18 protein-coding genes and 1 tRNA gene are annotated in these 16,983 nt (G+C 69.0%); 13 read left to right on the top strand and 6 right to left on the bottom strand.

The window, feature by feature from the left end; genetic code table 11:
• Nucleotide 1: 1 nt before the first annotated feature.
• From ABTX24_RS00530 to ABTX24_RS00520, 3 genes are all read right to left on the bottom strand, one after another.
• A complete protein-coding gene (locus ABTX24_RS00530; protein WP_350836653.1) occupies nucleotides 2–706 on the bottom strand; it encodes a DUF4190 domain-containing protein in 705 nt (234 codons plus the stop codon).
• A 15-nt stretch (nucleotides 707–721) separates the two neighbouring features.
• The gene (locus ABTX24_RS00525) at nucleotides 722–1,783 is read right to left on the bottom strand and encodes an adenosine deaminase (RefSeq protein WP_350836651.1); all 1,062 of its coding nucleotides are present in this window, start codon (nucleotides 1,781–1,783) and stop codon (nucleotides 722–724) included.
• 79 nt (nucleotides 1,784–1,862) lie between these two features.
• Nucleotides 1,863–3,146, bottom strand: a complete 1,284-nt coding sequence (locus ABTX24_RS00520; protein ID WP_350836649.1) for an aspartate aminotransferase type Ic — start codon at nucleotides 3,144–3,146, stop codon at nucleotides 1,863–1,865.
• Nucleotides 3,147–3,274: 128 nt separating this feature from the next.
• On the opposite strand from ABTX24_RS00520, the gene ABTX24_RS00515 reads away from it, so the two are divergent.
• The 4 genes from ABTX24_RS00515 to ABTX24_RS00500 all read left to right on the top strand — a co-directional run bounded on the left by ABTX24_RS00515 (nucleotide 3,275) and on the right by ABTX24_RS00500 (nucleotide 5,210).
• Nucleotides 3,275–3,347 (top strand) — tRNA-Trp (locus ABTX24_RS00515).
• A gap of 16 nt (nucleotides 3,348–3,363) precedes the next feature.
• Nucleotides 3,364–3,639 (top strand): preprotein translocase subunit SecE, encoded by a 276-nt coding sequence (gene secE, locus ABTX24_RS00510; RefSeq protein WP_160025598.1) that lies wholly within the window; start codon nucleotides 3,364–3,366, stop codon nucleotides 3,637–3,639.
• Nucleotides 3,640–3,701: 62 nt separating this feature from the next.
• Nucleotides 3,702–4,508 carry a transcription termination/antitermination protein NusG gene (nusG, locus tag ABTX24_RS00505; RefSeq protein ID WP_350713378.1) on the top strand — a complete coding sequence of 269 codons (807 nt, stop codon included), beginning with the start codon at nucleotides 3,702–3,704 and terminating at the stop codon, nucleotides 4,506–4,508.
• A 237-nt stretch (nucleotides 4,509–4,745) separates the two neighbouring features.
• Nucleotides 4,746–5,210, top strand: coding sequence for a hypothetical protein (locus ABTX24_RS00500; RefSeq protein ID WP_350836647.1), 465 nt, complete (start codon nucleotides 4,746–4,748; stop codon nucleotides 5,208–5,210).
• Between the two features lie 143 nt (nucleotides 5,211–5,353).
• Here ABTX24_RS00500 and ABTX24_RS00495 read toward each other — a convergent pair whose 3' ends face one another.
• Nucleotides 5,354–6,547, bottom strand: coding sequence for a lytic transglycosylase domain-containing protein (locus ABTX24_RS00495; RefSeq protein ID WP_350836645.1), 1,194 nt, complete (start codon nucleotides 6,545–6,547; stop codon nucleotides 5,354–5,356).
• A gap of 212 nt (nucleotides 6,548–6,759) precedes the next feature.
• Between ABTX24_RS00495 and rplK the strand changes: the two genes are divergently transcribed.
• The 6 genes from rplK to ABTX24_RS00465 all read left to right on the top strand — a co-directional run bounded on the left by rplK (nucleotide 6,760) and on the right by ABTX24_RS00465 (nucleotide 12,122).
• The gene (gene rplK, locus ABTX24_RS00490) at nucleotides 6,760–7,188 is read left to right on the top strand and encodes a 50S ribosomal protein L11 (RefSeq protein ID WP_160025595.1); all 429 of its coding nucleotides are present in this window, start codon (nucleotides 6,760–6,762) and stop codon (nucleotides 7,186–7,188) included.
• 61 nt (nucleotides 7,189–7,249) lie between these two features.
• On the top strand, nucleotides 7,250–7,966 hold the full coding sequence (gene rplA / locus ABTX24_RS00485) for a 50S ribosomal protein L1 (protein WP_350713375.1): 717 nt from the start codon (nucleotides 7,250–7,252) through the stop codon (nucleotides 7,964–7,966).
• Nucleotides 7,967–8,118: 152 nt separating this feature from the next.
• On the top strand, nucleotides 8,119–9,675 hold the full coding sequence (locus ABTX24_RS00480) for a carboxylesterase/lipase family protein (RefSeq protein ID WP_350836643.1): 1,557 nt from the start codon (nucleotides 8,119–8,121) through the stop codon (nucleotides 9,673–9,675).
• 79 nt (nucleotides 9,676–9,754) lie between these two features.
• Nucleotides 9,755–10,546, top strand: coding sequence for an ABC transporter substrate-binding protein (locus ABTX24_RS00475; protein ID WP_350836641.1), 792 nt, complete (start codon nucleotides 9,755–9,757; stop codon nucleotides 10,544–10,546).
• Nucleotides 10,543–11,355: an amino acid ABC transporter permease gene (locus tag ABTX24_RS00470; protein ID WP_350836640.1), complete on the top strand. Its 813-nt coding sequence runs from the start codon at nucleotides 10,543–10,545 to the stop codon at nucleotides 11,353–11,355. The genes ABTX24_RS00475 and ABTX24_RS00470 overlap by 4 nt, the downstream gene beginning before the upstream one ends.
• Nucleotides 11,355–12,122, top strand: coding sequence for an amino acid ABC transporter ATP-binding protein (locus tag ABTX24_RS00465; RefSeq protein WP_350713371.1), 768 nt, complete (start codon nucleotides 11,355–11,357; stop codon nucleotides 12,120–12,122). The genes ABTX24_RS00470 and ABTX24_RS00465 overlap by 1 nt, the downstream gene beginning before the upstream one ends.
• A gap of 64 nt (nucleotides 12,123–12,186) precedes the next feature.
• Here ABTX24_RS00465 and ABTX24_RS00460 read toward each other — a convergent pair whose 3' ends face one another.
• Nucleotides 12,187–13,365 (bottom strand): MFS transporter, encoded by a 1,179-nt coding sequence (locus ABTX24_RS00460; protein ID WP_350836638.1) that lies wholly within the window; start codon nucleotides 13,363–13,365, stop codon nucleotides 12,187–12,189.
• Here ABTX24_RS00460 and ABTX24_RS00455 point away from each other — a divergent pair.
• The 3 genes from ABTX24_RS00455 (at nucleotide 13,364) to ABTX24_RS00445 (ending at nucleotide 15,660) form a co-directional block, all read left to right on the top strand.
• Nucleotides 13,364–13,969 (top strand): CGNR zinc finger domain-containing protein, encoded by a 606-nt coding sequence (locus ABTX24_RS00455; RefSeq protein WP_160025590.1) that lies wholly within the window; start codon nucleotides 13,364–13,366, stop codon nucleotides 13,967–13,969. The two genes, ABTX24_RS00460 and ABTX24_RS00455, sit on opposite strands and share 2 nt — an antisense overlap.
• A gap of 150 nt (nucleotides 13,970–14,119) precedes the next feature.
• On the top strand, nucleotides 14,120–14,917 hold the full coding sequence (locus ABTX24_RS00450; RefSeq protein ID WP_350836636.1) for a phosphotransferase family protein: 798 nt from the start codon (nucleotides 14,120–14,122) through the stop codon (nucleotides 14,915–14,917).
• Between the two features lie 32 nt (nucleotides 14,918–14,949).
• Nucleotides 14,950–15,660, top strand: a complete 711-nt coding sequence (locus ABTX24_RS00445) for a maleylpyruvate isomerase family mycothiol-dependent enzyme (protein WP_350836634.1) — start codon at nucleotides 14,950–14,952, stop codon at nucleotides 15,658–15,660.
• Here ABTX24_RS00445 and ABTX24_RS00440 read toward each other — a convergent pair.
• Entirely contained in the window at nucleotides 15,637–16,878 is a 1,242-nt protein-coding gene (locus ABTX24_RS00440) for an MFS transporter (protein ID WP_350836632.1), read from the bottom strand. The two genes, ABTX24_RS00445 and ABTX24_RS00440, sit on opposite strands and share 24 nt — an antisense overlap.
• Nucleotides 16,879–16,983 lie beyond the last annotated feature (105 nt).

Genomic DNA, 16,983 nt, shown 5'->3' with positions numbered 1-16,983 from the left:
CTCAGAACTCGCTGTCGTAGGTCTCGTAGCTGTCGTAGCCCGGGTCGTCGAACCCGCCGCTGACGCCGATGATGACGATGACGACGATGGCCAGGATGCTCAGCACCAGCAGGATGGTGCCGATGATGCCGAGGATGAAGCCCGCCTGCGCGTTGCCGCGGCCGGTCAGGGCGCCGGCCGACGCGTCGATCCGCTTCTTGGCCGAGAGGCCCATGAACAGGGCGAACGGCGAGAGGACGATGGGGAGGCCACAGAGGAATGACCCCACGAGCCCGACGATGCCGAGGACCATCGCCGTGGTCGCCCCCGAGTCCGGGGTGCCGACCGGACCGGCGTACGCAGCCGGAGCACCGTAGGGCGCCTGACCGTAGCCTGGCTGAGCACCATAGCCCGGCTGACCACCGTAGTTCGGCTGACCGCCGTAGGCGGGCGGCGGAGGCGTCTGTCCGTATCCGGCCGTCGGCGGGGCCGGCGGCTTCTGGTCGAACGTCGCGCCACCGTAGGGGTTGGACGGCTGCTCACCGTAGGTCTGGCCGTACATCGGCTGGGTCGGCGCAGGCGGCGTCGACCCAGGCGGAGTCGCCACCTGGGTCTCGTCGCCCTGGGTCGGCTCGTCGGGGGTCGGCTCGGACGGGGTCGGCGGAGGCGGGGTGGAGGCGTCGGCCGGCTTGTTGGGATCGGGCTGATCGTCGGACGGGTTCGTCATGGCCGACATTCTGTCTTAACTTGCCGGATCCGTGGGTTGCGAGGGCGCGCTGATCCAGTCGTCGATCTCGGCGAGCAGACCTTTCTTGGTCGACTCGGGCGCGGTCGACGCCGTGATCGACATCCGCGCCAGGTCGGCGAGGGTCGCGTCGGTGAGCTCGTGAGCCGCCCGCATGGTGGCGTACTGCGCCGCCAGCCGGGACCCGAACAGCAGCGGGTCATCGGCCCCCAGCGCCACCGTCGCACCCGCGTCGAGCAGCTGCGGCAGCGGCACCGAGGTCAGGTCGGAGTAGACGCCGAGCGACACGTTGGAGGTCGGGCAGACCTCCAGCGCGACGCCCGCGCGCACGATCTCGTCGAGCAGCGCCGGATCCTCGGCAGCGCGTACGCCATGACCCAGCCGGGTCGCGTGCAGCGACCGCAGCACGGTGCGGATGTGCTCGGGCCCACGCAGCTCACCGCCGTGCGGCATCAGCCGCAGACCGGCCTTCTCGGCGATCTGGAAGGCGTGGTCGAACTCCTCGGTCCGCCCGCGCCGTTCGTCGTTGGAGAGCCCGAAGCCGACCACGCCGTGGTCGACGTACTGCGCGGCCAGACGCGCCAGCGTGCGCGCGTCCATCGGGTGCCGGGTGCGGTTGGAGGCGATGATCACCGCAATCCCGAGCCCGGTGGACCGCTCCGCGTCGCGGACTGCGTCGAGGACCAGATCCGTGAAGGCCGTGATCCCGCCGAACTTCGCCGCATAGCCCGACGGGTCGACCTGGATCTCGAGCCACCTGCCGCCGTCGCGTACGTCGTCCTCGGCGACCTCCATGACCAGCCGCCGGATGTCCGCCTCGGTGCGCAGCACCGAGCGCGCCACGTCATAGAGACGCTGGAACCTGAACCAGCCCTTCTCGTCGGCCGCGCTCAGTGCCGGCGGCCACTCCGAGACGAGCTGGTCGGGCAGCCGGATCCCGTCGCGGGTGGCCAGCTCGAGCAGGGTCTCGTGGCGCATCGCACCGGTGAAGTGCAGGTGCAGATGCGCCTTGGGCAGCGTACGTAGGCTGCGCCGGTCTCGGGGTCGGTCCTCACTCACGCGACCACCTCCGTAGCGCAAGCGCCAGAATACGGACGCGGTCGCCTGATGACCTCATGGCTCGTTCGCTGACGCTCTCTCACGCGAGCAGCTTCTCCGCAGCGGCCAGCTTCACGCACACCGTGACGACCTCCATGGCCCCGCTGACCTGCTCCAACGGCGGGAAGGACGGCGCCAGCCGGATGTTGGTGTCCTCCGGGTCGTGCTTCCCGGGGAAGGCCGATCCTGCCGGGGTCAGCGCGACGCCGGCACCCTTGGCCAGCTCGATCACCCGGGTCGCGGTGCCCGGGAGCACGTCGAGGCTGACGAAGTAGCCGCCGGCGGGCTTGGTCCAGGTCGCCACGCCGAGCGCGCCGAGCTGGTCGGTGAGGGCATCCTCGACGGCCGCGAACCGCGGCGCGAGCAGGTCGCGGTGCTTGGCCATGTGCTCGCGTACGCCGGCGGCGGAGCCGAAGAACTCCGCGTGCCGCAGGTGGTTGACCTTGTCGGGGCCGATCGCACCGTGGCTGAGGTGGTCGAGCCACCAGGCGACGTTCTCCTTCGAGCCGCCGAAGAAGCCCACGCCGGCGCCGGCGTAGGTGACCTTGGAGGTCGAGGCGAAGACCAGCGGGCGGTGGGGGTTGCCGGCCGCGTTGGCCAGCGAGACGACGTCAGCGGTCTTGGTCTCGGCCGGGGTCAGGTGGTGCAGCGCGTAGGCGTTGTCCCAGAAGATCTTGAAGTCGGGGGCCGCGGTCGGCATCGAGGTGAGCCGCTCGGCGATCTCCTGCGAGGTGGTGTCGCCGGTCGGGTTGGCGTAGGTCGGGACCAGCCACATGCCCTTGATCGTGGGGTCGTCCTTGACCAGCGCGGCGACGGCGTCGGCGTCGGGGCCGTCGGCGTGCATCGGCACGGTCACCATCTCGATCCCGAACCACTCCAGGAGCGTGAAGTGGCGGTCGTAGCCCGGCACAGGGCAGACGAACCTGACCGTCTCCTCCTGGCCCCACGGCCGCTCGCTGTCGACGCCACCGTGAAGCCACAGGTACATCAGCGTGTCGCGCATCATCGTGAGGCTCGAGTTGCCGCCGGCGATGAGCTGGTCGGTGTCCAGGCCGAGGAGCTCGGCGTAGATCTCGCGGATCTCGATGCCGCCCGCCAGGCCGCCGTAGTTGCGCGTGTCGGTGCCGTCCGGGGCGGTCGTCGTCTTGGGGAGATGGAGCAGGCCGTCGGAGAGGTTGAGCTGGTCCGCGGAGGGCTTCCCCCGGGTCAGGTCCAGCTTCAGGCCCTTGGCCACCAAGTTGTCGTACGCCGTGCGCTGCTCCGTTGCGAACGCTTCGAGTTCCTCGCGCGAGAGCTCGGCGAGGGGACGGGGATCTGAGGTCATGCCCGCAATCCTATGGGTCATGAGGGCCCAGTTTGGAACGCGTTAACCCGAGTGCGTAGACTCACCGTTGGTGGTCTTCCCACATGGTTAGCCGCGCCCTCAACCGCGCGTCTGATGCAGGCCTCCGTAGGGCACTAGCTCAACTGGCAGAGCATCGGTCTCCAAAACCGAAGGTTGGGGGTTCAAGTCCCTCGTGCCCTGCAAAGCCGGACCAGCGATGGAAACGTTTTCGAGAGAAGGTGGCGGCGTGACGGACAGCAAGGCAGTCCCGACTCCGAACGACAAGAAGACGGAGAAGCGCACCAGTCTCCCGACGTTCTACCGCCAGGTCGTGGCCGAGCTCCGCAAGGTCGTCTGGCCGACGCAGCAGCAGCTCACGACGTACTTCATCGTGGTTCTGGTCTTCGTCCTGGTCATGATGGCGATCGTCGCGGGCCTTGACCTCGGGTTCGGCAAGTTGATGTTCTGGGTGTTCGGCGGCCGCGACGCGTGATCGCGTGGGCCCCGGCCCGCGGAACACACCCGATACACACAATCAACGGTTTGGAGCAGGACGTGTCTGAGCAGGACTACACCGAGGAGACCGAGGTCCTCGAGACGGCCGAGGCCGCCTCCGACGTGCCTGCAGAGGCTGAGTTCGACGAGGCCGACGAGTCCGCTGACGCTGTCGAGGCCGAGGATTCCTTCGACGAGATCGTCGAGGGCGAGGCCCCCGAGGCCGCTGACGACGACCCGCTCGAGGCGTTCCGCCGCGAGCTGTGGGCGAAGCCGGGCGACTGGTTCGTGATTCACACCTACTCCGGCATGGAGAACCGGGTGAAGTCCAACCTGGAGAACCGCATCGTCTCCCTCAACATGGAGGACTACATCCACGAGATCGTGGTCCCCACCGAGGAGGTCCCGGAGATCAAGAACGGCCAGCGCAAGATGGTCAAGCGCACCGTTCTCCCGGGTTACGTGCTGGTCCGGATGGACCTCACCGACGAGTCCTGGGCGGCCGTACGCCACACCCCGTCGGTCACCGGCTTCGTCGGCCACAGCCACCAGCCGGTGCCGCTGTCGATGACCGAGGTCGAGAACATGCTCGCCCCCGCCGTCGTCGCCCAGGCCGAGGCCGAGGCTGCCGCCGCCGGTGAGGCCGCGACCGCCTCCTCCGGTGCCACCGGCACCGCCAAGAAGCCCGTCGAGGTCGTCGACTTCGCCGAGGGCGACTCGGTCACCGTCGTCGACGGCCCCTTCGCCACCCTCCACGCGACCATCACCGAGCTCAACGCCGAGTCCCAGCGCGTCAAGGCGCTCGTCGAGATCTTCGGCCGCGAGACCCCGGTCGAGCTCTCGTTCAACCAGATCGAAAAGGTCTGAGCGAGCTCAGACACGAACGAATGCCCGGGCCGTGGCCCGGGCATTCGGCATTTGATGTCCGTCGGATGGCGCAGGAGTCGACCGCGCGGAACGTCAATTTTTGCCAATGCGGCGCGGGTGGATGCCGATTAGCATCCCCGTGGCCTGGGGCGCTGCCGGGCGGCGACTTCTCGGGGAGGCCCGCAGGCGGCGAACTGTCGCCGATCGATGCCGTCGCCAGATTGAAGGAGAGCCACGATGAACGTACCTATCAGGACTCGGATCGCGGTGTCGCTCGCCGCTGTCATCATGCCCCTCCTTGCCGCGTGCGGTGCCGGATCAGAGCCGGGCGCAGCCTCATGCCTCGAGGAGGAGGCGGCGGTCAAGACCGCAGAGGCGGCAGTCGTGCCGCTGCAGGCCGAGGTCAAGACCCTGGAAGCAGCGCTCACCAAGGCGTCCGCCGCAGCGGAGAAGGCGGGAGCGGAAGCGGACAAGGTCGGCGAAGCGGCTGACGCCGCGAGTATGGGCACCAGCGCTGAGGATGCTGCTGCGTTCGCCGACATCATGGCGAAGTCTGCGGAGGCCACCGCGAAGGCTGCCGACCTCACCGCCAAGGCGGCCAAGGCCGAAGAGGCTGTGGCGGCTGCGGAGGAGAAGCTCGACGAGGCCGAGGGTGCGGTGACGAAGGCCGAGGACGCGTTGGCTGTGTGCAAGGGAGACTGATCGCCGGCCGACCTGCGTCGGCCGGGGGTGGCCACTTCCGTTCATGTGTGTGGAAATTGCGGCCCCGACCTGCGGAGACGATGCGACAACCGTGCAGATGCAGGGACGTTGCAGGTGGGGCCGACGCTCGACCGACGGTCTGATCAGGGCAGCGTCTTGATCAACCACTCCACGTACCCGGAGATGTCGGTGACGACTCCCGGGACGGCGGCGTTGGCCTGGGTGACGGTCTTGCCGAGCAGCCGGATGCTGCAGGAGTCGACGGCGCGGTTGGTGTCCCAGCCGTCGGCGAGGTCGGGGAAGCGGGAGGAGAGCTCGGCGGCACAGATGCCGCGGCGCTCGGAGATCGAGGCCCAGCTGCCGTCGTCGGTCGGGGTGGGGCTGGGGCTCGGGGCCGTCGAGGGGGTCGGGCTCGGCTCGTTCGAGGGCCGGGCGCCCGAGCTCGGCTTCGGGGTGACGGCGGGAGGCTTCTTCTTCCCGGGCTTCTTGTCGGCTTTCTTCGCCGCATTCTGCCCCGGCCGGCCAGGCTTCGGCTCGGCGTGCGCGGGCGCGGCGGCGAGCTCGATGTCGTCGCCGCCGTAGGGGCTGTCGGAGTAGCCCTTGGCGATCTTCAGAACGGTGGAGACGTACGCCTCGCTGCGGTTGTAGCGGGTGAGCGAGGCCCGCTTCCCCGCGTCGGTGGAGACGTCCTCGTCACCGGAGCAGAGGTAGACGGCGGCGGCGAGGGCGGCGTCGTCGATGTCCTGCGGGTCGCGTACGCCGTCGCCGTCTCCGTCGACGGCCACCAACGGCCAGGTCGAGGGGATGAACTGCATCGGGCCAACGGCCCGGTCGCCGCTGGTGAGCTTGTCGACGGCGCCGGCGTCGGTGTCGGGCGCGGGGCTGCCGGAGCCGGTGGTCAGCGTCGGGCCGTAGATGGCAGGAGAGGCCTTGCCCGAGTCGTCGAGACGGCTGCTCTTCAGGCGCCCGTGGTCGGACTCGACCATCCCGACGGCGGCGAGCAGCGTCCAGTCGAGGGCACAGGCCCGGTCGGCGGTGGTGACGACGGCGGCGGCACGCTGGTAGGCGGCCAATGCCGGCATCGGGATGTCGCTTCCCTGCGCCATCGCGACGGCGATCGTGCCGGTTCGGGCGCCCTTGCGAGCGCCTTGCGCGGGCGCGGGCTTGGTGACGCTCGCGGGCTGGTCGATCGCCGACGTCACCAGGGTCTCGCCGCCGGGCAGCGTCACGGGTTCGACCGGATCGAACCCGGTGCCGGTGGCGGCGGCGGTCCAGCCCGCCGAGAGCGCGGCGAGCGGCACGAGCGCGGCGAACATGGACAGACGTCGGTTGAACAATTCAGCTCCCTTTGTAAATCCCCGGGGGAGTATGCCAAGGGGAGTGGTGGCCGTCACTCAGGGGGTCCCACTGAGTGGGCCGCCTCCGCTGATTTCGTGAACCCGGACGGATCACGGACAATTGACCAGTTGCGAGAGCAACACAGCAGGTGGCAGAGGCCGCAACGTACAAGCGGCTTCGTCATGACCACGAGAAGGAAGAGATCTCAAGAATGCCTCCGAAGAAGAAGATCGCAGCGCTCGTCAAGGTGCAGCTGCAGGCCGGCTCCGCGACCCCGGCCCCGCCGGTCGGTACCGCGCTCGGTCCGCACGGCGTCAACATCATGGAGTTCTGCAAGGCGTACAACGCCCAGACCGAGTCCATGCGCGGCAACGTCGTCCCCGTCGAGATCACCATCTACGAGGACCGCTCGTTCACCTTCATCACCAAGACCCCGCCGGCCGCTGAGCTGATCAAGAAGGCCGCCGGTCTCAAGAAGGGCTCGTCCGTCCCGCACAAGGACAAGGTCGGCAAGCTGACCAAGGACCAGGTGCGCGAGATCGCGACCACCAAGCTGCCCGACCTCAACGCGGAGGACATCGACGCCGCGATGAAGATCGTCGAGGGCACCGCCCGTTCCATGGGCGTCACCACCGACTGACCGTGGGAGAGCCGCGCTGGCTCGCTAACCACATCTCCTCTTAACTACCGAAGGAATCACCATGCAGCGCAGCAAGACCTACCGCGCGGCGTCGGAGACGTTCGACAAGAACGAGCTGTACGCCCCGCTGGCCGCGATCAAGATCGCCAAGTCCTCCAGCAAGAAGAAGTTCGACGAGACCGTTGACGTCGTCATGCGTCTCGGTGTCGACCCCCGCAAGGCCGACCAGATGGTGCGCGGCACCGTCAGCCTGCCCCACGGCACCGGTAAGACGATGCGCGTCATCGTCTTCGCCGCTGCTCCGGACAAGGCCGAGGCCGCTCGCGAGGCCGGCGCGGACGTCGTCGGTGGCGACGACCTCATCGAGAAGGTCTCCGGTGGCTGGCTCGACTTCGACGCCGTCGTCGCGACCCCCGACATGATGGGCAAGGTCGGCCGCCTCGGCCGCGTGCTCGGCCCCCGTGGCCTCATGCCGAACCCGAAGACCGGCACCGTCACCCCGGACCCGGCCAAGGCCGTGACCGACATCAAGGGCGGCAAGATCGACTTCCGGGTCGACCGTCACGCCAACCTTCACTTCATCATCGGCAAGGCCTCCTTCTCCGAGGCCCAGCTCGCTGAGAACTACGCCGCTGCTCTCGAGGAGGTGCTTCGTCTGAAGCCGTCCTCCTCCAAGGGCCGCTACCTGAAGAAGGTCACCCTCTCGACCACCATGGGCCCCGGTGTCCAGGTCGACCCCAACCGCATCAAGAACGTCGCGGGTGAGGACGAGGCCTGAGCCTCGACCGACCACACGAGCGCCGCTGCCCGGTTTCGGGCAGCGGCGCTCGTCGCATTTGGGCGCTGCGTACGGCTTGTTTCGGTCCTTCCGTCACTGCCGGTGGACCGCACCGGGGCCCTAGGTTCGGACGGTCGACGAAAGGAACATCGGTGCTCAGACTTCGTGCTCTCGTCCCGGTCCTCGCCGTAGCCCTGGTCGCGACGGCGGGCGTCACCGCCGCCGCGGCCGACCCGCCCGAACCGGTGGTCCGGACCGACAAGGGAGTGGTCCGGGGCGTTGCCCACGACGGCTTCCGAACCTTCCAGGGGATCCCGTACGCCGCCCCGCCGGTCGGCCGGCTCCGCTGGCGCGCCCCTTCGCCGGCCGATTCGTGGACGGGTGTGCGGGATGCCACCGAACCGGGCAGCCAGTGCGCGCAGCTGGCTCCGGCGTACGGAGGTGCGACGACCTACGACGAGGACTGTCTGTTCCTCAACGTGTTCGCCCCGAATCGGCCGGCGAAGCGGAAGCTGCCGGTGATGGTGTGGTTCCACGGCGGCGGGAACACCACCGGCTCCAGCTCGGGCTATGACGCGAGCAAGCTCGCCGTCGAGGGTGATGTGGTGGTCGTGACGGTCAACTACCGCCTCGGCGCGATCGGCTGGCTGGCGCATCCCGAGCTGGACGGGGCGTACGAGTCCGGCAACTTCGGCTTGCTCGACCAGCAGGCTGCGCTGCGCTGGGTGCATCGCAACATCGCTGCCTTCGGTGGCAACCGGGGCAATGTGACGATCTTCGGTGAGTCGGCCGGGTCGATCGACACCTGCGCCCAGATCGCCTCGCCGGCCGCCGCCGGACTGTTCCACAAGGCGATCCCGCAGAGCGGGAGCTGTGCGGCCGGCGCCCGCAGCGACGCGGGCTCCGAGGCCGAGGGCCGGCGGCTCGCCGCCGCGGTGGGCTGCGGCGAGGCGGCTGATGGGGCTGCCTGCCTGCGGGCCACCCCCGTCAAGGAGCTGATCGAGGCCTTCGCTGCGGCCGGGCTCAACGCCGGACCAGTCGTCGGCGACCCGCGGGTGCTGCCACGGACCTATCCCGATGCCATCGACTCCGGACGGTTCAACCGGGTGCCGGTGATGCACGGCTCGACCCTGGACGAGATGCGGCTCTACGTCGGGCTCGAGTACCCGCAGCCGATCACGGAGGCGAAGTACGAGCAGATCGTACGCAGCAGCTACGGCCCCGCCGCCGATGCCGTCCTCGGGCTCTACCCGGCGAGCGCCTACGACGAGCCGCGGCACGCCCTGGCAGCGATCCGTACCGACTCGGCCGGGGCACTGTCCACCTGCGCTCATCAGGAGGCGTTCGCGAAGCTCGAGGCCGCCGGGGTGCCGGTCTTCGCCTATCAGTTCGCCGACCGGGGCGCACCGCCGCTGATCGACATGCCCGGCTACGAGGAGGGCGCCGAGCACGCCACCGAGCTGACGTTCCTGTTCCCGGGGCTCCTCGGCGAGCTCGACGAAGGACAACAGGAGCTGTCCGACACGATGGTCGGCTACTGGACCTCGTTCGCCCATCACGGTCGCCCGGTCGCACCCGGAGCGCCTCGTTGGCCGGCCTTCCGGGACTCCGGCGACGTACTCCAGCTGGCCCCTGGCGATGCTGGGGTTCGCCCGGTGGACACGGCCGCGGCGAGCCACTGTGAGTTCTGGGCCGCCGTTCTCGGTTGATGCACGATCTCATCACGATGGCCCGCGACCCCCAGGGGTAGCGGGCCATCGGTGTCCAAAGACACGTAGAGTGCCCCGCATGAATCTGCGGAAGCTCGCTGCTGCCCTGACCGTTCCCGTCCTCGGCCTGGCGCTCGCCGCCTGCGGTGGCGGCGACGAGGGTGGCACCTCCCCGTCAGGTGCGAAGCTGGTCAAGGCCGACACCCTGACCATCTGCACGCACCTTCCCTACAAGCCGTTCGAGTTCAACGAGGGCGGCGAGGTCGTCGGCTTCGACATCGACGTGCTCAAGATCGCGGCCGACGCCGAGAAGCTCGAGACCGAGGTCGTCAACATCGGCTGGGAGACCATCGTCTCCGGTGAGGCCCTCAACTCCGGCAAGTGTGACGTCGCCGCCGGCGCGATGACGATCAACGAGGAGCGCGAGAAGGTCATGGACTTCACCGAGCCCTACTTCGAGGCGACCCAGGCCCTGATGACCAAGAAGGGCGCGGGCTACACCGCCCTCGAGGACCTCGGTGGCAAGACCATCGCCGTCCAGGAGGCCACCACGGGCGCCGACTACGTCAAGGACAACGCCCCGAAGGACGCCAAGATCATCACCCTCGAGGACTCCGCGCTGATGATGCAGGCGGTCAAGTCCGGCAAGGCCGACGCCGGTGTCAACGACAACGGTCTGCTCTACGACTTCGTCAAGGACAACACCGACATGGAGATCACCAGCGAGTTTCAGACTGGTGAGGCGTACGGCTTCTCGGTGAAGAAGAACGGCAACGACAAGCTGCTCGACGTGCTCAACAAGGGCATCAACGACAAGGCCGCCTACGACGAGGTCTACAAGAAGTGGTTCGGGGAGGCTGCCGCGCAGTGACCAGCGCGGCAGTGGTTCCCAAGAAGCGGATGTCGCCGCGCAAGCGCGCGGCGCTCGCCCGCTACGTCCAGTACGCCATCCTGGTGCTGCTGGTCGTCGTCGTCGCGCTGATCGCCGACTGGGGTGAGATCCGGCGGGCGTTCCTCGACCTCGACATCGCCTCCCAGCTGTTCCCCGATGTCATCGTGATCGCGCTCAAGAACACGATCATCTACACCGCCTGCGGGTTCGCCTTCGGGCTGGCGCTCGGACTGGTGCTGGCGCTGATGCGGCTCTCGAGCGTCGGTCCGTACCGGTGGATCTCGACCGGCATCATCGAGCTCTTCCGCGGGCTGCCGGCGCTGGTCGTCTTCCTGGTACTCGGGCTCGGGCTCTCGTTGGCCTTCGGGGTCCAGCTGTCCAACCTCACCACCGTCACACTGGCGCTCGGTCTGGTCGGCGGCGCCTACATGGCCGAGACGATCCGAGCAGGCATCCAGGCGGTGCCGAAGGGTCAGTACGAAGCGGCACGCACGCTGGGTATGACCCACACTCGCGCGATGGTCACCATCGTGATCCCGCAGGCGTTCCGCATCATCCTGCCGCCGCTGACCAACGAGCTGATCCTGCTCACCAAGGACTCCTCGCTGGTCTACATCCTGGGGCTCACCCTGGACGAGTACGAGCTGACTGCCTTCGGTCGCGAGAACATGAACGCCAACGCCAACCTGACGCCGATGGTCACGATCGCGCTGTGCTACCTGCTGATCACGGTGCCGCTCTCGATCGTCGTACGCCGCATGGAAGCCAAGTCCGGGAAGGCCCGCTGATGACCCAGACCGAGACCGCATCGGACGCCGGCCGAGGCACGGCCGTGATCGACGTACAGAACCTGCACAAGTACTTCGGCGACAACGAGGTCCTCAAGGGCATCGACTTCCACATCGGCCGGGGTGAGGTGGTCTGCGTGATCGGGCCCTCCGGCTCGGGGAAGTCGACCCTGCTGCGCTGCGTGAACCTGCTCGAGGAGCCCACGAGCGGCACGATCCTGGTGGATGGGGACGAGATCACCGACCCGGATGCCGACGTCGACGCGCTGCGCGCCCGGATCGGGATGGTCTTCCAGCAGTTCAACCTGTTCCCGCACATGACCGTGCTGCGCAACCTGACCGTGGCGCAGGAGAAGGTCCTCAAGCGCGGCCGGGCCGAGGCCACCGAGATCGCCCGGGCCAACCTGGAGAAGGTCGGGCTCTCGGAGAAGGCCGACGCCTACCCGGCTCACCTCTCCGGCGGCCAGCAGCAGCGCGTCGCCATCGCCCGGGCGCTGTCGATGAACCCCGACATGATGCTCTTCGACGAGCCGACCTCCGCGCTGGACCCCGAGCTCGTCGGGGATGTTCTGGCGGTCATGAAGGACCTGGCTGCCGAGGGCATGACCATGATGGTGGTGACCCACGAGATGAGCTTCGCCCGCGAGGTCGCCGACAAGGTCGTCTTCATGGACGGCGGCGTGATCGTCGAAGAGGGCTTGCCGGCCGACGTCCTCGGCAACCCCCAGCACGAGCGCACCCAGGCCTTCTTGTCGCGCGTGCTCTGACGTTGGGATAGTCCGGGGAGTTCCCGTCGGTCTACTACCGGGTAACGGACGGAAACTCCCCGGACTACCTCGTCTCAGCGGCGTACGCCGCCGCCAGAGGTGTGATCGTGGCCAAGGCCAGGCACAGGCCGGCTCCTGCCAGCCAGGTCGTCGGTACGGCGTGCGACATCAGGCTGGTCGTCAGCATCGGACCGATCGTCTGCGCGATCCCCCAACAGGTGCCGTACGCCGCCAGATAGCCCGCCCGCGAGGCGTCGGTGGCGGCCAGGCCGGCCACGAGCGCGATCGGCGGGCCGAGGAGAAGCACCTCACCGAGGGCGACGATCGCGGAGCCGAGTGCGAGGAGCGGCAGCGGTGCTGCGTACGCGATCACGGCGAAGCCGACGGCCATCAGGACCAGTCCCGCGCGGATGAGCGTGAAGGGCCGGGCGGCGGCGCCACGGAGCAGGCGCTGGCCGGCGATCGTGACCAGCGCGGCGACCACGAGCAGCCAGCCGGTCGCCGCGGCGTCATACCCGCGGGCGGAGACGGTGAGGGGAAGAGCGATCGTGCTCAGGATCCATGCGGTGGCGAACCCGGTGCCGAGCGCGAGCATCGTCAGGAGCCGGCGATCACGCCACGGACTCGGCCCGGACCGCTGCCGGCGCACACCTCGAGCCGTGGTGTCACGCACGAGTGCGAGGACGAGAACCGCGGCACACAGACAGGTGAGCGCGTCGGCGACGAAGAGCAGGCGCAGGTCGATACCGCCCACGAGGGCGGCCAGAGCTCCTGCCGCCACACCGGCGACCGCCATCGCAGCGCCATAGAGTCCGTACGCCTGCGGCCGCCGCTCGACCTCCACCGACTCCGCGATCAGCGCTTGGGAGGCGGGCTCGTAGATCTCGTACGCCAGCCCGAGCAGCGTCGCGCCGATCAGCGCGCCGGCGATCCCCGGAGACGCGGCGATGACCAGCTGGGCCACCGCGCAGGCGACGAGTCCCGCGACGATGGTCGACCGACGGCCCACCGTGTCGGCCATCCAGCCGCCGAGGAGTCGCGACGGGATGGTGGCGACACCGAAGGCCGTCACGACCGCACCGGCCGTGGCGAGGGAGGCCCCGTGCACCTCAACCAGGGCGACCGCCATGAAGGCCATGGCGAAGGAACCGAGCCGGTTCACCGCCCGGGCGATGACCAACACGACGAGGGATCGCGGCCACCGTGCGCCCCGGTGACTGGTCAATGGTTGAATGACGGTCATGGCTGAGACGGTAGGACCCGAGTTCGTGACTGGTCAAATACATTTCGACAGTCACGTACATACGGTGACCGAGCAGGCCTGCAAGCTCGTCAACGCGCTGACACCGGGGCATGACGGCACCCGTCCGGTGCAGCCACCTCCCGGCGGCCGGCGGGCGCAGGTCGTCAGCGACCTGCTGGCCCGTTCCGACTACCAACCCAAGGTCGAGGAACCAGATGCCGACGGGATGGTCGCGCTCGCCGAGTCTCTGCGCGTCGTTTTCGAGGCAGCGGCCGATGGTGACCTCGACACCGCCGCCACCGCGGTCAACGCGCTCATGCGCGAGATGGGCTCGGTCCCACAGCTCGACCGGGCCCGCGGTGGAGGGTGGGCGTTGCACTTCCACGGCCGTGACCCCGGCCTCGTCATCGGCTGGGGCGCGGGGATCGCCGCCGGCCTCGCCCTGGCGATCGGCTCCGACCTGGCCGGCCGCCTCGGCGTCTGCCAGGCCGACCCGTGCGACCGCGTCTTCGTGGACACCTCCAAGAACGCCGGCCGCCGCTTCTGCTCCACCCGCTGCCAGAGCCGGGTGAAAGCGGCCGCCCACCGCGCCCGCCAGAAGTAGTCCGGGACTCTTTGGTCCATCTACGGCCGAGTAACCGGCCGGAACGTCCCGGACTACTTCTAGGGTTGCCATGTGCGAACCGACCCCGGGGTTGACTGCTCTGCCGCGCTCGAATGGGTCCAGGGAGTGTTGGGAGAACAGGTCGGTGAGGTGCGACGCCTCTCCGGTGGCTGGACGTCGACCATGCTGGCGATCAGCCCAAGGCTGCGCGAGGCAGTCGTACTCCGGCTGATGACCTACGAGCCGTGGCGTGCGCACGGTGAGCCGCTCACCACCCGCGAGAGCGAGATCCAGAGGATGCTCGCGACCACGGAGGTGGACGCGCCGCGGTCGCTCGCGCTCGACCCCACAGGGGAGATGTGCGGACACCCGGCGCATCTGATGACGCTGCTTCCCGGGGCGATCGAGCCGCAGCGGAGAGACGACGCTTCGCTCCTGCGACTCGCCGAGCTGCTCGCGAGCATTCACGCGGTCGAGCCGACGATCGACGTACGCAGCTACGAGTCGTGGGCGTGGGAGGCGAAGTTCGTCGTCCCGGTGTGGGCTTCGGACGCAGCTCTGTGGGAGGACGCCTTCGCACTCCTGCGCGGCGAGCCACCAGCGTACGATCCCTGCTTCATCCACCGTGACTTCCAGCCGCGCAACGTGTTGTGGAATCGCGGCGAGGTCAGCGGAGTTGTCGACTGGGTCGAGACGTCGATTGGGCCGGCGTGGCTGGATGTGGCCCACTGTGCGACCAATCTCGCGATCATGCACGGGACCGAAGTCGCGGACCGGTTCGCCGATGCGTACGCCATGACGACCGGTCGACCGCCACAGCCGTACTTCGATGTGATGGACGTCGTCGGCTTCCTCCCGCCGCCCGGCAAGACGTCGTTCATCACCGACCCCGCAGACCTGGAGCGCCTGGAGGGTCGGCTGACTGCGGTCATGGCGAGATGCGGCTGAGAGCGGCCCTCGCGGTCGATAGGGTCTGCGTCGTGCCTACGCCTGATGACTACTTCGTGACTCTCGCTGAGCTGCAGGCCGAGTTCGCCGCCGCGCTCAAGCAGGCCGACCCGGACGTACCGGTTCCGTCCTGCGGCGACTGGTCGGTCGGCGACCTGGCCGATCACCTGTCAGGGGTGCACCACTGGGCGGCGGCGATGGCGCGTGACGAGGACGAGGAGCCGCTGCCGGTCCCGTTGGACCTGGTGGCTCACTACGAAGCTCAGGCGGCCGAACTGCGCGAGACGCTCGCGGCGCTGGGGCCGGAGGCGACCGGCCGGATCCTCAACGGGCTGACCGAGGACGGCCGTGGGCCGGTCTCGTTCTGGTTCCGGCGTCAGGTGCACGAGACCCTGGTCCACCTCTGGGACATCCGGTCAGCGCTCGGGCTCGACGCACCCGAGGCGACGCCGGAGCTCTGGGCGGACACGGTCGACGAGGTGCTGACCGTGATGTACCCGCGTCAGATCGCCCTGAAGCGCACCCGAAAGGTCGTCACCCGCATCGAGCTGACCGCGACCGACATCGACCAGACCTGGGCGATCGGGGCGCCGAACGCGGTGCAGAAGGTGTCCGTCACCGGATCCGCTCGTGACCTGGCTCTGCTGCTCTGGGGTCGTACGTCGCCCCGGGCCGCCGAGCTGACCGTCACCGGTGACGAGGCCGCCCTGGCCGAAGCACTATCCCGCGCGCTCGTCCCGTAGCCGCGCCTCCGGCCGGGCCTCTAACCGGGTCCCTAACCGGGTGCGGTCGGCATGACCGGTCCAGTAGCCGACCCAGACCGCCCCGGCGAGCGAGAACAGCCCGAGCGCGACCGGAGCGGCGGCGATCGAGAAGACCGCGGCCAGCCCGGAGACCAGGAGCGGCCCACCGGTGCCGCCGAGGTCGCCGCACAGCCGCCAGCCGCCGAGGAACTGGGCGCGTCCGTCGGCCGGTGCGGCATCGGCGCCGAGCGTCATCACGATCCCCGAGCCGAGGCCGTTGCCGACGGCGATCAGCGCCATGACCGCGCCCAGGCTGAGTGCGTCGTGGGTGAGGGGGAGCAGCAGGCAGCCGAGGCCGACCGCGAGCACCACCGGGATCGCCACGACCTGACGCCCGCGGTGGTCGAGCAGCCACCCGCCGGGGAGGGTGAGGGCGATGTCGACCAGGGCCGCCCCGGCGAAGAGCAGCGAGACCACCGAGGCCTCGAGGTGGATGTGGTCGGCCCAGAGCGGGAGCAGGCCGGTGCGTACGGACCGCGAGATCCCGATGATCACCACCGCCACCCCGAGCGTGGCGAAGGTCCGGCGGTGGGTCCACAGCACGCTGCGTACGCTCAGATGCCCCTGCTCGCGCGAGCGGGTTCGACCGAGCTCGGGCATCCAGCCACCGATCACCGCCGAGCACAGCGACATCGCGGCCGCGAACAGGAAGACCACGGGGAGCCCGAAGGCGTGGATGAGCCCGGCGCCGAGCAGCGGTCCGACGAAGACCCCGAGCCGGAACGACCCGCCCAGCAGCGACATCGCCCGCGCCCGGTGGGAGAGCGGGGTGGCGTCGATGAGGAAGCCCTGCCGCGCGATCAGGAACGCCGTCCAGCTCATCCCGCTCACGAACACGGCGATGGCGAGCACGGCGACCGAGCTGCTGAGGAACGCCACGGTCATCGCGACCGCGTCGAGGGCACCGGCGCCCATCAGCGTCCGCCGCTCGCCGATCCGCGCCACCAGCGACCCGGCGGGCAACGAGGTGGCCAGCGACCCGATCCCGAGCAGCGCGACCACGAACGCGGCCGTCGACGCGTCCGCCCCCAGGTCGGAGGCCCGCAGCGCCAGCACCGGCATCACCGCACCATGTCCCATGGAGCTGACGATCGATGGCGCGTACGCCACCAGTGCGATGTCTCGGAACCGGAACTCCGTCGTCGTCTGGGTCGTCACCCCTTTACTCTGCCCGATTCGTTACCAAGGCTCACTATTTGTACGCCGAGCGAGACGTCACCCCCGTCGGTCGAAGCGTCACTCAGGTCGGCCGAGACGGCAGCG

This window comes from Nocardioides sp. NPDC127514 (assembly GCF_040302125.1).
GTDB lineage: Bacteria > Actinomycetota > Actinomycetes > Propionibacteriales > Nocardioidaceae > Nocardioides.
The sequence above is the reverse complement of the archived record's forward strand: the minus strand, read 5'-3'. Positions and strand labels throughout refer to the sequence as shown.